The sequence below is a fragment of the Burkholderia sp. BCC1047 genome (assembly GCF_902833155.1).
Classification (GTDB): Bacteria; Pseudomonadota; Gammaproteobacteria; order Burkholderiales; family Burkholderiaceae; genus Burkholderia; species Burkholderia sola.
Genome location: NZ_CADFEH010000068.1, coordinates 1 through 12,817, shown reverse-complemented (window position 1 = coordinate 12,817; position 12,817 = coordinate 1). Strand labels below are relative to the sequence as shown.

At 64.7% G+C, this 12,817-nt stretch carries 15 protein-coding genes, 1 tRNA gene and 1 rRNA gene; 9 read left to right on the top strand and 8 right to left on the bottom strand.

Going from position 1 to position 12,817, the window contains the following annotated elements; all coding sequences use genetic code 11:
• From HWX55_RS35600 to HWX55_RS35590, 3 genes are all read right to left on the bottom strand, one after another.
• A 16S ribosomal RNA gene (locus HWX55_RS35600) occupies window positions 1-94 on the bottom strand; the annotation flags it as partial.
• Window positions 95-672: 578 nt separating this feature from the next.
• On the bottom strand, window positions 673-1,203 hold the full coding sequence (locus HWX55_RS35595) for a cytochrome b (protein ID WP_011544490.1): 531 nt from the start codon (window positions 1,201-1,203) through the stop codon (window positions 673-675).
• Window positions 1,203-2,288, bottom strand: a complete 1,086-nt coding sequence (locus HWX55_RS35590; RefSeq protein WP_175979060.1) for a catalase family peroxidase — start codon at window positions 2,286-2,288, stop codon at window positions 1,203-1,205. Before HWX55_RS35590 ends, HWX55_RS35595 begins: the two co-directional genes overlap by 1 nt.
• Before the next feature lie 158 nt (window positions 2,289-2,446).
• Here HWX55_RS35590 and HWX55_RS35585 point away from each other — a divergent pair, with 158 nt between their 5' ends.
• Both HWX55_RS35585 and HWX55_RS35580 read left to right on the top strand, forming a co-directional pair.
• Window positions 2,447-2,968 carry a sigma-70 family RNA polymerase sigma factor gene (locus HWX55_RS35585; protein WP_043888418.1) on the top strand — a complete coding sequence of 174 codons (522 nt, stop codon included), beginning with the start codon at window positions 2,447-2,449 and terminating at the stop codon, window positions 2,966-2,968.
• A complete protein-coding gene (locus HWX55_RS35580; protein ID WP_175979059.1) occupies window positions 2,965-3,723 on the top strand; it encodes an anti-sigma factor in 759 nt (252 codons plus the stop codon). The genes HWX55_RS35585 and HWX55_RS35580 overlap by 4 nt, the downstream gene beginning before the upstream one ends.
• A 490-nt stretch (window positions 3,724-4,213) precedes the next feature.
• Here the strand turns inward: HWX55_RS35580 and HWX55_RS35575 are convergent, their stop codons facing one another.
• From HWX55_RS35575 to HWX55_RS35565, 3 genes are all read right to left on the bottom strand, one after another.
• Complete coding sequence (locus HWX55_RS35575; protein ID WP_175979058.1) at window positions 4,214-4,531, bottom strand: hypothetical protein; 318 nt, start codon at window positions 4,529-4,531, stop codon at window positions 4,214-4,216.
• Between the two features lie 264 nt (window positions 4,532-4,795).
• Window positions 4,796-5,125, bottom strand: a complete 330-nt coding sequence (locus HWX55_RS35570) for a hypothetical protein (protein ID WP_175979057.1) — start codon at window positions 5,123-5,125, stop codon at window positions 4,796-4,798.
• Window positions 5,122-5,433, bottom strand: a complete 312-nt coding sequence (locus HWX55_RS35565; RefSeq protein WP_175979056.1) for an Imm53 family immunity protein — start codon at window positions 5,431-5,433, stop codon at window positions 5,122-5,124. Before HWX55_RS35565 ends, HWX55_RS35570 begins: the two co-directional genes overlap by 4 nt.
• A gap of 608 nt (window positions 5,434-6,041) precedes the next feature.
• Between HWX55_RS35565 and HWX55_RS35560 the strand changes: the two genes are divergently transcribed.
• Window positions 6,042-6,118: transfer RNA gene (locus tag HWX55_RS35560), tRNA-Val, on the top strand.
• A gap of 319 nt (window positions 6,119-6,437) precedes the next feature.
• Complete coding sequence (locus HWX55_RS35555; RefSeq protein WP_175979055.1) at window positions 6,438-6,953, top strand: DUF2628 domain-containing protein; 516 nt, start codon at window positions 6,438-6,440, stop codon at window positions 6,951-6,953.
• Between the two features lie 90 nt (window positions 6,954-7,043).
• On the opposite strand, the gene HWX55_RS35550 is transcribed toward HWX55_RS35555, so the two are convergent.
• On the bottom strand, window positions 7,044-7,925 hold the full coding sequence (locus tag HWX55_RS35550) for a sigma-70 family RNA polymerase sigma factor (RefSeq protein ID WP_175979054.1): 882 nt from the start codon (window positions 7,923-7,925) through the stop codon (window positions 7,044-7,046).
• On the bottom strand, window positions 7,925-8,401 hold the full coding sequence (locus HWX55_RS35545) for a carboxymuconolactone decarboxylase family protein (protein WP_175979053.1): 477 nt from the start codon (window positions 8,399-8,401) through the stop codon (window positions 7,925-7,927). Before HWX55_RS35545 ends, HWX55_RS35550 begins: the two co-directional genes overlap by 1 nt.
• Before the next feature lie 580 nt (window positions 8,402-8,981).
• On the opposite strand from HWX55_RS35545, the gene egtB reads away from it, so the two are divergent.
• The 5 genes from egtB (at window position 8,982) to HWX55_RS35520 (ending at window position 12,691) form a co-directional block, all read left to right on the top strand.
• Window positions 8,982-10,208 (top strand): ergothioneine biosynthesis protein EgtB, encoded by a 1,227-nt coding sequence (gene egtB / locus HWX55_RS35540; RefSeq protein ID WP_175979052.1) that lies wholly within the window; start codon window positions 8,982-8,984, stop codon window positions 10,206-10,208.
• The gene (gene egtD, locus HWX55_RS35535; protein ID WP_175979051.1) at window positions 10,192-11,205 is read left to right on the top strand and encodes an L-histidine N(alpha)-methyltransferase; all 1,014 of its coding nucleotides are present in this window, start codon (window positions 10,192-10,194) and stop codon (window positions 11,203-11,205) included. The genes egtB and egtD overlap by 17 nt, the downstream gene beginning before the upstream one ends.
• A 292-nt stretch (window positions 11,206-11,497) precedes the next feature.
• On the top strand, window positions 11,498-11,803 hold the full coding sequence (locus HWX55_RS35530) for a hypothetical protein (protein ID WP_124631950.1): 306 nt from the start codon (window positions 11,498-11,500) through the stop codon (window positions 11,801-11,803).
• 37 nt (window positions 11,804-11,840) lie between these two features.
• Window positions 11,841-12,095, top strand: coding sequence for a hypothetical protein (locus HWX55_RS35525; RefSeq protein WP_175979050.1), 255 nt, complete (start codon window positions 11,841-11,843; stop codon window positions 12,093-12,095).
• 218 nt (window positions 12,096-12,313) lie between these two features.
• A complete protein-coding gene (locus HWX55_RS35520) occupies window positions 12,314-12,691 on the top strand; it encodes a hypothetical protein (RefSeq protein ID WP_175979049.1) in 378 nt (125 codons plus the stop codon).
• The last annotated feature ends 126 nt before the right edge of the window (window positions 12,692-12,817 follow it).

Sequence of the window (12,817 nt, the reverse complement as noted above, 5' to 3'; positions counted from 1 at the left end):
CCACCAGGTGCAAGCACCCGTGCTGCCGTTCGACTTGCATGTGTAAGGCATGCCGCCAGCGTTCAATCTGAGCCAGGATCAAACTCTTCAGTTTAAACCTGTTACTGTTTTCGGTTCGGTTAAGAACCGGTCGCTCACTCAAAGCTGACAGGAATATGAATCACTTCATAAACCTGACTTACTTTAGTGTGAGACTCTTGATACTTTCGCTATCTGATCCGAGGATCAGCTCGCTGCCATCAAGCGCCCACACTTATCGGCTGTTAATTTTTAAAGAGCATGTCTGCGAGGAACTTCGTGTTTCTCAGCAGCGCTGCGTTTTCAGCAGCAGAGAAGCGAGATTATCAACCGTTTTTTAAAACTCGTCAACAACTTTTTTAACTACTTCGTTGCGACGACTGCGGTTTAATTTCGCGTGCACTGGAATCGATAAAACCGACTTCAACAGTACCGCTTCCCTCTTCTTCCCCCGCGCTGCGTTTCCGTTAGCGCGAAAGAGGCGTGATTCTATGCACCTGGCTCGGTCTCCGCAACCCCTTTTGTGAAATATTTTTGACGTGCTATGGCGGGGACCGCCGAGCCCTTCCTGGTGCTCATATATAAGGCGACACGGCAGGAGCAGCCTGGTCGCCCGTGAACGGCCCCGCCGCATCGCACGCAACCTTCCGTCGATTACCGCCCCACCATCGCCCTCACCACGCCGTCCCGCCGGATCAGCCCGTGATACAGCGCCGCGGCAAAGTGCGCGAGGAACGTCAGGAAGAAGAGATAGGCCAACACGCGATGCGCAACCCGCAGCCACGCGAACGTCACCGGATCAGCCGATACCAGCGCCGGCAGTTGCACGCCGCCGCCCAGCGTCACCGGATACCCGCCCGCCGACAGCATCGCCCAGCCGATCAGCGGCATCGCCACCATCAGCGCATACAGCACGAGATGCGACCCGTGCGCGGCCACCTTCTGCCACCACGGCAGATCCTCGGGCAACGCCGGCGGCTTCGACAGCATCCGCACCACGATCCGCACACACACCAGCACCAGCACCGCCACACCCAGCGGCTTATGAATCGCCACCAGGATCTCGTGCCGCCCGGAAACCGATGCCACCATCCCCACCCCGATGAACAGCATCGCGAGGATCATCGCGGCCATCACCCAGTGCAGCACCCGCGCCGGCAAACTAAACGTCGTCGAAGCCTTCATCACCGTCCCTCCCCACTCACTCGCGCCACGCCTGCCACGCCGGCCTCTTCGCTCGTGCGCCGCAGATACGAATCCGCATACGCGGCCGAACGCGCCGCCAGCAACGGATCGCCCGACACCTGAATCCCCTGCGGCAGCACCGTCGGGTCGTAGTTCACGTCGCGGCACGGGCCGCTGTCCTGCGCCTCCACGCGATCGAGCACGAGCGTGCCCGCATCGATCGTCGTGCGCTGCGCGGGCCAGATCTTCGTCGCGTCGTCCACCGGGTCGCCGGGCGCCGCCAGCGTGACCAGCAGCTTCCACTTCTGCGGGCCGGCCGCGATGCGTTGCGTCACGTCCTGTTGCAGCACGTTCGGATCCGCGGCCGTCGCGACGTCGCCGGCGCCCGCCGTCTGCTCCGGCACGACGCGCCACCGCACCGCCTGGCGCTTGCCGGCCGCGTCGACGAAGTAGAACGCGTTCAGCCCGTAATAGCTTTCGGTGACGTAACTCGCGCTCGGCTTCGCACCCTTCACCCATTGCAGGAACGCGCCCGCTTCCGGATGCGCGCCGAAGAACGCCTTCACCTTCGCCGGATCGGGCTTGCCCGTCTTCGGATCGGGACGGGTCGCGAGCGTCTGCTCGTAGAACGCCTGCGGCGTCGCGACCGGAAACACCGGCATCGCGTTCATCCCGGTCCGCCATTGCTCGCCGTCCGGCGCGGTCAGCTTCAGCGCGAGGCTGCGGATCGGCACGCTGCTGTCCGGTGCATAAGGATTCCCGCCCGGCAACGCGAAGCGCCCGACCACCGGCGTGCGCACCGCCTTGAAGAACGGCGCGACCGAATACGCGCTCGCGGCGCCGTTGCCTTCGAAGTAGCCGGTCACGCACACGCCCTTCGCGTGATTGCGCCGGTAACCGGGATGGATGCCGCTGTTGGTCTGCAGCGCGTCGACGAGCCGGTGCGGGGTCAGACGCGCCGGCGCGAGCCATCCGCCGGCATACCCGAACGCCGCGGCCACGCCGGCCACCGCGCCGCCGATCACGGCCCAGCGCCACCACCCGCGCCCGGGCTCGCGCTGCGGCGAAGAAGAAGATTGCTTCATGAATGCACTCCCGATCGTCAGATCATTGTCGAACGCGTGTAGGACGCCGCTCACGCCGCTTTATTCCACGAAGAATTTTTTCGTATGCTGGAGGGAATAACCGATGCCGGGCGGCGTCCTACGCGGCATCTACGACCCTTTCGGCAACCGGCCCAGCCATGCCCTCCACCGCCCTCGACGACGAAGCATTGCGCGAACTCATCCCCAGGCTGCGACGCTTCGCGCTCTGGCTGGCGCGCGACGTCCACGCGGCCGACGATCTCGTCCAGTCGACGCTCGAGCGCGCGCTGTCGCGCTGGACGAGCCGTCGCGACGACGCGTCGCTGCGCAGCTGGCTGTTCACGATCCTGTACCGGCAATTTCTCGATGGCAAACGCAGCGCGAAGCGCTACGCGTGGCTGCTCGGCCGCATCGGCGACGACGACGAAGCGCACTGGCCGTCCGCCGAACGCGAATTCGCGGCGCGCGCGACGCTTGAAGCGTTCGGGCGGCTCTCGGACGAACAGCGCAGCCTGCTGCTGCTCGTCGCGGTCGAGGGCTTCACCTATCAGGAAGCGGCCGACCTGCTCGAGGTGCCGATCGGCACCGTGATGTCGCGGCTCTCCCGCGCGCGCCAGGCGCTGCGCCAGCTCAGCGACGGCGAACTTCCCGCTCCTTCTCTCCGATTGATGAAGAAATGAACACGCCTCCGAACGAACATGACCTTCAGGCCTATGTCGACGGCCAGCTCGACGACGATGCGCGCGCCGCAGTCGAGCGCTATCTCGCGCTGCATCCTGAGCGCGCGGAACAGGTGAAGCAATGGCAGCAGGATGCGCAGCGGTTGCGGGCCGCGCTGGAGAGCGTGCGAATGCCGGCGGACAACCCTGCGCTCGATCCGGCCGCGATCCGCGGCCGGCGGGCCGAGCGCGCGCGGATGCGGTTCGCGATGGCGGCTTCGTTCGTATTCTGTGTTGGGCTCGGGACGTTCGGCGGCTGGCAGGCGCGCGGGTGGAACGCGGCGCCGCCCATCGCGCCGATGAGCGATGCGGTCAAGGCTTACCAGATGATGGTGGTCGATCGGACAGCCAAGGTCGATTACCGGCCGACCGGTGCGGGCGATTTGCAGGGATGGCTCACCAAAGGCGTGGGCGCATCGGCGAAGCTGCCGGATTTGAGCGCGGCGGGGTTCAGGCCGGTCGGTGGGCGGTTGTTCACGACGGACAGCGGGGCGACTGCTGCGATGGTGCTCTATGAGGATGATGCGGGACGGACGCTGAGCTTCTATCTCCGGCCGGCGGAATCGGGACATCGGCTGCTACCGAACGGGCAACGCGTGGATGGCGCGCTGCTCGCGCGGTATGGGTCGGTGAACGGGCTCAACTATGCGGTGGTCGGGCCGGCGGGGAGTCTTCGCGAGAAAGCAGTCGTGCAGGCCCTCGATCAGCAGACTTGAAGCGGTAGGATGCGCGCCCGGCTGGCGGTTGGTCCTGGCCTTCAACACCTTTTGTGGCGCGGCTTGGCGGGCTTGAACGAGCGCATGCTCACCGCTCGAATGCACAGCGTTTCGACTGACTTTCCTCGGCAGTTATTCACATCGACACCGCGCCGGCACCCTCACCTTTAAAATCACAGGGTTTCGAGTCGCCGCGGGACCTGATATCCACATCTCTCCTGCTGGTACCGCAGGTCGCCTTCGATCGGTTCGCTCACCTTTGGTGAGCACAGCGTTTCGGGTTGTTTAGGGCGTCGATATCCACAAGGTATTCGACTTCCGGACGTCGCGCGCGATTTGTTCGCTGCCCTCTTTCATTGTCGGCAAAGCCTTGTCAGGTAGGGCATTCAGGCCGACAGGACCATCGAAACCGGAATGCTCACCGGTCGAGTGCACAGGGTTTCAACTGGATCGTGCGCCGGTTATCCACACACCGCGCTCGCGCTTCGAGTCACTTCGTTCCGACTATCCCGAGAATCTCGCCGGTTTCCGGCGCGATGACGTAGTGGATCGACTTCCCGAGCCGGTTTGCGTTGCCCAGCCCGCGCATGCCCGGAATCAGCTTCGCCATGAACGTGATGGTGATGACATCGTCGTCCGGCCTGGGGTCCACCGTGGATGCCCTTTTATCCGTGATGCAGATCTCGAAGTTGCGCAGGTCCTGCCCGGTCGCCGCAAAGTCTTCGTAGGCAGTTTTCAGGCCGAGCAGCGTCGCGGTGTTGAGCGTGACCGAACACCGGTCGATCGTGCCGAAATTCAATGTGCTCATCGTCTTCTCCGAATTTCACCGCCTGTCTTCCGATAACAATCGCCCGCGCAGGCGGATGTTCCATCCCGTGTCATGGTTCCTGAAGCACGGGTGTCGCCCAGGTCCTGCTTCGGTTTCGTCATGTCGTTCGTCGTCATCGATAGCTCAGGGTTCGAAATCGACCGTCATGCGTCGCGACGAGAAATACGTCGCGATCGCCGACAGCGTGATCTCGCCGCGCGACACCATCAGGACCTTGTACGTCATCGCATTGTCTCGAGTGATTCAGTCATGTCGTTCGATGACGTATTGCGTCGGCCCGAGCCATGCAACCGAACGGTACCCGCTTCGAACGACGCCGATCTCCCGGTAATACTCGACGAGTGCCTGCGGGCTCCAGTCACGGCCCGCGGAGAACAACGCATCGAGATCGATAAGCGCGGCAACGAGCGTCTGGCGATCGGTATCGTGTGCGATCGCGCGTTCCCACCGATCGGATTGGCGAGCGAAGCCCAACTGCATCAGCACGTCGGCGGCAGCCATCAGGTCGGTCACGACGACCGCAACACGGCCGGCGATATCCGTCACCAGCATCTCATTGACAGGTGCCTTCATCGGTCGCTTCGTCCTTCGTCGGTCATCGCGCTCCAGTTGATCCACTCGACCGCGAGTGCCAGCAACTCGGCCAAATTGCCCGCGCCGCCGTAGCCGGCAAATTCGGCGCCCGTCGCACGAAAGGATATCCAGTCCGACTCGTCGCGCTCGATCGCCAGGTCGATCACCTTGCCGAACGATCCGCCGTCGAGCTTTACCTTCCATCCCGGATTATCGAGCGTGGCGATCTCGATGGCGTGCGCGTGTTCCCACACGCCATCGCAACGCGATTCGTACCAGCGCTGCAACGCAGTCAATGAATCGATCAAGTGCCGTGTCTCTCAGTTTTTTGCCGTGAGCCCGTTCGCCGGGCCTTTGCATTCTGGATGCCGGCGATTCTACAGACATGAAGGCTCGCGCATCGCTCGATGCGCTTCACAGCGTTCCGCTTCGTTTGTCTGCTTGCTGCACGCAGTGCATATCCCGGGCGGATCACAGTCGACGGACTGTGCTTATCCAAAGGTGTTAACAGGGTTCGTATATATACGTAGTGATAGTTAACAAGCGCTGTGCCCCACAGTGGATAACCTCCGTAACGCACTGAATTTTCAACGCGAACCGAAATGCATAACTCTGGGTGCCCGACGTGAACAGCAGCCGGCAGCACAGAACAACTTTTCGTCGATTCACAGCCGCGCCGACATATCCTCAATCGTTCCACTGTGAATCCAGAGACTTCCCGGACGGTTATCCAGAGGGCAATGTGGATAACACCACAGCACATCGACGCGTTTTGCTGTGATGCGAACAAGTGAAGCTCGCGTTGCCGGCATCGCGAGGCAACGTCGATCGTCGGCCACCGCACACGCCCTTTCAAAAAATTTTCACGAAGGGGCTTGTGCTGCCCCAAAACCCTCTCTATAATTCGCGGCTTCTTAGGCTCGTAGCTCAGTTGGTTAGAGCACCACCTTGACATGGTGGGGGTCGTTGGTTCGAATCCAATCGAGCCTACCAACGAACAAAATGAAGGGGTCCGGCAGCACAACTTGCCTACAGGCAACGCGGCTCGCCAACATACAAGCGCCACGCGGCAACCTCGCGTGGCGTTTTTCTTTTCCGGTCCGAAACAACGCAAAACAACGCATGAAGCCCCGATGCGTTGCGCGATACACGGCCCGGTATCGCATCGTCACGAACCATCCGATCCGCCACACAACTGCCGCTGCACGGCGCGTAGAATCGTTGCGCATCGACGCGGCGGCTTCGCCCGTCATCCGACTTCCACCACATCAAAACAACGACGCGCGATCCGCGCGACTGAGAGCACACGATCATGTCCGAGGCCACGACCGCCGCATCATCGGCAAGCAACGACGAAATCGCCGCTTACGTCGGCAAGAAGGCCGCCTGGTACGAACGAAAATGGGCGATCGCCGACTCGCGCAAGAGCCGGCAATCGTGGAACTGGGCCGCGTGCTTCCTGGGCCCGGCCTGGATGGCGTATCGATGCATGTACTGGCAGGCGGCCGCCGTGCTCGCCGCGACGCTGGGCATCACGCTGGTCGAGTTGCTGTACTTCCCGACATACTTCGAATCGAGCACGCTCGACCCGATCACCATCGGGATCGCGGTCTCGCTCGGCTGGTGCGGCAACAGCCTCTACAAGCGATACGTCGAACGCCAGATCGAAAAACTGCGCCCGCACGCGACGTCTCGCGAATCGTTTCTCGCGCTGCTCGAGGCGCAAGGCGGCACGAACTGGCTGGCGGCGGCCGGTTTCGCCGTCGCGACGCCGCTGCTCGGCGTACTGCTGTACATGATCGGCAACGCCGGAGGCGCGATGTACTGATCGCGATAGCCGGCGATTGGAAAACGCAGGGCAGAAAGAAGAGGGCGGCACCGGCGGGCACATCGCATACGGCGCATGCTCGCGCCGCCCTCAATGCAGATGCTTCAATTTGTCAGGATTCCGCACGACATAGATCGCGACGATCTTTCCGTCGTCGATCTCGAGCGCCGTCGTCTGCAGCTCGCCGTCGGCTTCCAGCGTGACGAAACCCGGCAGCCCGTTGATGAACCCGGCCCGCACGAGCTTCGACGCATGCGTCGCGAACAGCTCGGCCAGGTAGGCGTGCACCCGCATCACAAGCTCGAAGCCGAACACCGGCTTGCCGGCCGCGGGACGCTTGCCGCCGCCGTCCGAATGCAGGCTCACGTCCTCGGCGAGCATCGCGCCGAGCGCGCGCATGTCGCCGCTGCGTGACGCCGCGAAGAACGCTTCGGCCAGTTCGATCCCGCGCTGCTTCTCGACATGAAAACGCGGCCGCGCCTCGCGCACGTGCGTGCGGGCCCGCGCGGCGAGCTGCCGGCATGCGGCCGGGTCGCGCTGGATCGTCGTGGCCACTTCGTCGAATTCGAGGCCGAACACGTCGTGCAGCAGGAACGCCGCGCGTTCGAGCGGCGACAGCCGTTCGAGTGCGAGCAGCAGCGGCAGCGTGACATCGTCCTGTTCGTTTTCCTCGACGACCGGCTCGGGCAGCCACGGGCCGATATAGGTCTCGCGCTGGTGCCGCGCGGACTTCAGCTGGTCGAGGCACATGCGCATCACCATGCGGCGCAGGAACGCCTCGGGTACGCGCACCTCGGTACGGTCGACGTCCATCCAGCGGATGAACGCCTCCTGCACCATGTCCTCGGCATCCGCGACGGAACCGAGCATCCGGTACGCGACGCGGATCAGCGTGCGACGCAGCGGATCGAAGCTTGCCGCCGCGTCGGCCCGTTCGTCGGCGTGGCCGCTGGCCGGGTCGAGGCTCGGCATCAGGCCACCATCTTCGCGGCGGCGGCCTTCGCGTCGGCCGGGTCGACCCATAGCCCGAAACCGACGGCGAGCCGGTTCCAGCCGTTGATCACGTTGATCATCACCGTGAGTTTCACCTGTTCCTCCTCGCTGAAATGGTCGTTCAGCGCCGCACAGGCGGCTTCGTGCGCCGCGTGGCCCTCCGACAGCCGCGTGAGCGCCTCGGTCCAGCCCAGCGCCGCGCGCTCGCGGTCGGTGTAGCAGGGCGCTTCGCGCCACGCGGACAGCAGGTAGATGCGCTGCTCGGTCTCGCCTTGCTCGCGGGCCTCGACGGTGTGCATGTTAAGGCAGTTCGCGCACGCGTTGATCTGCGACGCGCGGATCTTGACCAGCTCGATCAGCGTCGGCTCGAGGCTCCCGGCAGCGGCGACCGACACGGTCATCCAGCTCTTCATCAACGCGGGGGCGGCGGCAAACGGATTGAGTTTCGCAGTCATGGTTCCTTCTCCTTTCGTGTGGGTTCCGCCGATATGACGAGCGAGCACCCCGCGCGTGTGACATCGATGCGAAAAATTTTTGCGGCCGGAGAAGAAAGCGACGTCACGCGAAGGGCGGAGCCGTTGAGCGGGGCACCAAGGAGGTCGCGATATCGACTGACGAATCGGCTGCCTGACGCCGCTCCTAGGGCGCACGCGCGCCATCCACCTTTCACGCAGGCCGAGCGGCTGTCACCGGACGTCAGTAGGGCGCAGCCGCGGGCACGCGCGTTGCCTCCGTCGGCCGAACCCCGTCACGACAGGCGTCGGCGGTTCGTGAAACGCGTGACGCCCACCTCATGAATGCTTTCATTTTTCTTTCGCTTTCGTTTCATCCGAAATCCGATTCGCGACGTTCACATTTCTGGACCATACTGTTCTGCACGGGCAGATGAAGTGAAGCCGCATGAGCGGCCCGGCGCGCGCGCCGGCTGCCCGACGACGCAGCAGCAAATCGCCCGTCAGCCGCGCGCATCTCAGCGCAAGGCTTTCCCTTTTCCGGCAACGCAACGCAGCGAATCGCGACGTGAACGGTAAACCGATGAGCCTTCTTGCATCACAACTTCAGCGCCGTTACCAGGACGTGCGCGCCCATAGCGTCGCGTTGACCGCGACGCTGTCCGCCGAAGACCAGGCCGTGCAGTCGATGCCCGACGCGAGTCCGACGAAATGGCATCTCGCGCATACGACCTGGTTCTTCGAAACCGTCGTGCTGATGCGCCGCGTGCCCGGCTACGCGCCGTTCGACGACGCGTTCCAGTTCCTCTTCAATTCCTATTACGAAGCGCTCGGCCCGCGCCATCCGCGGCCGCAACGCGGGCTTCTCACGCGTCCATCGCTGGACGACGTGCATGCGTACCGGCAATACGTCGACGATGCGATGCTGCGCGCGCTGGCCGGCGCCGATGCGGCGCTGCTCGACGCGATCGCGCCCGAGCTCGTGCTCGGCCTGCATCACGAGCAGCAGCACCAGGAATTGATCGTCACCGACATGCTGCATGCGTTCTCGTGCAACCCGTTGAAGCCGGCATTCCGGCCGCGTACCGGCGCCGAGGCGGAGCACGCGCTCGCCGCGGGCGATGCCGGCCCGCTGCGCTGGCTGCCTCAGGCAGGCGGGCTCGTCGAGATCGGCCACGACGGCGATACGTTCTCGTTCGACAACGAACGGCCGCGTCACACCGCGCTCGTGCGGCCGTACGAGATCGCGAACCGCCTCGTGACGAACGCGGAATTCGCGGTGTTCGTCGCCGACGGCGGCTATACGCGTCCCGAATTCTGGCTGTCCGACGGCTGGGCCACGGTGCAGCGGGAAGGGTGGCAAGGCCCCGCGTACTGGATGCCGGACGACGACGATGCGGCCGCCACACGCGTGCGGCGCACCTTCGGCCTGCACGGCGTCGAACCGCTCGCGCCCGACGCGCCGGTGTGTCACGTGAGCTTCTACGAGGCCGCCGCGTATGCGGAATGGGCCGGTGCGCGGCTGCCGACCGAATTCGAGTGGGAAACCGCGTTCGCGGCCGACGGGATCCGGCAAATGCTCGGGCACGTGTGGCAGTGGACGCGTTCGTCCTACGAGCCGTATCCGGGCTTTCGGCCGCTCGCCGGGGTAGCAGCCGAATACAACGGCAAGTTCATGGTCGGCCAGCAGGTCCTGCGCGGCAGCAGCATCGCGACGCCGCCGGGGCACGAACGGCCGACGTACCGCAATTTCTTTCCGCCGGCGGCACGCTGGCAATTCACGGGGGTGCGACTTGCGCGAGACGTCTGACCTGACGGCCACGAGCGGTGGCCTGCAACCCGCCCGCGATTCGCAGCCGAGCGCGTTCGAGCGCGACCTGATCGACGGACTGTCGCGCACGCCGCGCAGCATCCCGCCGAAATACTTCTACGATGCGGCCGGCTCCGCGCTGTTCGACCGCATCTGCGAACTGCCCGAGTACTACCCGACACGCACCGAGCTCGGCATCCTGCGCGATCGCGCGGCCGAAATCGTGCGGCGCGTCGGCCCGCATGCGGACATCGTCGAATTCGGCGCGGGTTCGCTCGAGAAGATCCGCGTGCTGCTCGACGCGTTCGCGGACAACTACGCGAACGCGCCGGCGCGCTACGTGCCGGTCGACATCTCCGCCGATTACCTGCACGGTGCGGCCGCGCGGCTGCGTGCGGCCTATCCGTGGCTCGACGTCGCGCCGCTCGCGGCCGACTACACGAAGGCCGAGCAACTGGCCGAGCTGACCGAAACGCCGCGGCGGCGCATCGGCTTCTTTCCCGGCTCGACGATCGGCAACTTCTCGCCGGAAGAAGCCGATACGTTCCTGCGCGACGCGGCGCGACTGCTGCGTGGCGGCGGCCTGCTGGTGGGCGCCGATCTCGTGAAGGACGAGCGCACGCTGCATCACGCGTACAACGACGCGCAGGGCGTGACCGCGCAGTTCAACCTGAACCTGCTGGTGCGCGCGAACGCGGAGTTCGGCGCGGATTTCGACGTCGACGCGTTCTCGCATTGCGCGTTCTACGACCGCGAGCGCCAGCGCATCGAGATGCATCTCGTCAGCGACGTCGCGCAGACCGTGCACGTGCGCGGCCACGCGTTCCGCTTCGAAGCCGGCGAGCGCATCCACACGGAGAACTCGCACAAGTTCACGATCGACGGCTTCCACGCGATCGCGCGCCGCGCCGGGTTCGCACCCGATACCGTGTGGACCGATGCGGACAACCTGTTCAGCGTGCACTGGCTGCGCAGCGTCGACGATATCCGCGCGTAACGCGCGCCGTTGCGAGCCGCCCGCGCCGCGGGGTGAGGGCGGTTCGCTCCCCGTGCACACCGGCGGGTTCGATCCGATCGCCGGTTTCGTGCCGAAAATTCCCTTTTTACCGACCCGGTGCATCGCTGCAACGGTGTCCGGAACGTCGTCTTTCCCTTGCTCCATAAGGCCTTGCGGGCACCCGTAAACGTCCGTTACCTGTCTCGCATACCCGTTTCACCTGTGTCAGCGTCCGGTGCCTAGACTCCGAACCGTAGTCACATGACGCACGACACGTGCAGGGAGTCGCGAAATGAGCAAGAAACTTATTCTCGGTGCAGTTCTCGGTGTAGCGGCGCTGGCAGCTTCGGGCGTCGCGTCGGCCCACGTCGACCTGTCGGTCGGCATCGGCGTGCCGGGCGTCTACACGGCGCCGGCGCCCGTCTATGTGGCGCCGCCTCCGCCGGTGATGTACGCGCCGGTCGGCTATCGCGACTACGGTTGGCGCGGCGACGGCTGGCGTCAGCGCGAATGGCGCGAACGCGAATGGCGCCGCCATGAATGGCGCGAGCACGAGTGGCGCGAGCGCGGCGGCTGGCGTGGCGGCCGCTGGGATTAAGCGGCCCATCTGATCGTCGCAAGAGGAGGATGAAAACATGATGCCCGTGCGATATATCAGGCTGTGTGCCGCCGCCGCTGTCGTTGCGCTCGCAACGATCGGCAGCGCGCACGCGGCGGGCTGCATGAAGGGCGCGGTGGTCGGCGGGGTGGCCGGCCACTATGCGGGGCACCACGCGGTGGTCGGCGCAGTCGGCGGCTGTATCGTGGGCCATCACGTCGCGAAGCAGCACGAGCACGAGCAGGCCGCGCAGCGCAAGGCGGCTGCGCAACGGATGCTGCCGGCGCAGTAACTTCATCGACCGGCGGAACGGCACGCGCCGCTTCCGCCTTGCAGCTTCCTTGTTCGGCGACGGCCGGCCGCGCATTCCGCGCACGCAGCCGGCATACGGCAAATTGATCGGACGAATGCGCGCGATGCGCGTCGTTACGATCATTTACAACGTCGAGTCGCGCGGAAACCGCGTGTTCCTAGAATGCAATCATTCAAACACGCTCCAGGGAGCAAACAATGAAAAACCAACGATATCTGTCCGTACTGGCAGCCGCGCTGCTCGCACTGGGTGCCGTTTCCGCGAACGCGGCAGCCGGCGGCAATGGTGGCGGCGGTGGCAATGGCGGCGGTCACGGCGCAGGCGGCATGGGCGGGATGGGTGGCAACGCGGGCGGCATGTCCGCCGGTCACATGAGCGGGCAGGCGCTGAGCAACTCGAACGGCTTCAGCGCGGGCGACCGCGACAAGGGCCTCGCGCGCGCGGCCGACCGTTCCGACACGATCGCCGATCGCGCTGGCACGCAGCCGGGCCGCGGGCATACGCACAGCCATACCACGCACGGCAAGACGTCCACGCCTCACACGCACCGCAACGCGTTCGGCCGGACGCTGTAAACCGGCGCACGCTGGGCGGAGAAGGGCGCTTCTGAACTGCACCCCAAAAGTTGGACACTAGTCCAACCTTTGGGGTGTTTTACATGACGAAGTACAACGAGCAGTTCAGACAAGGCATCGTTGACG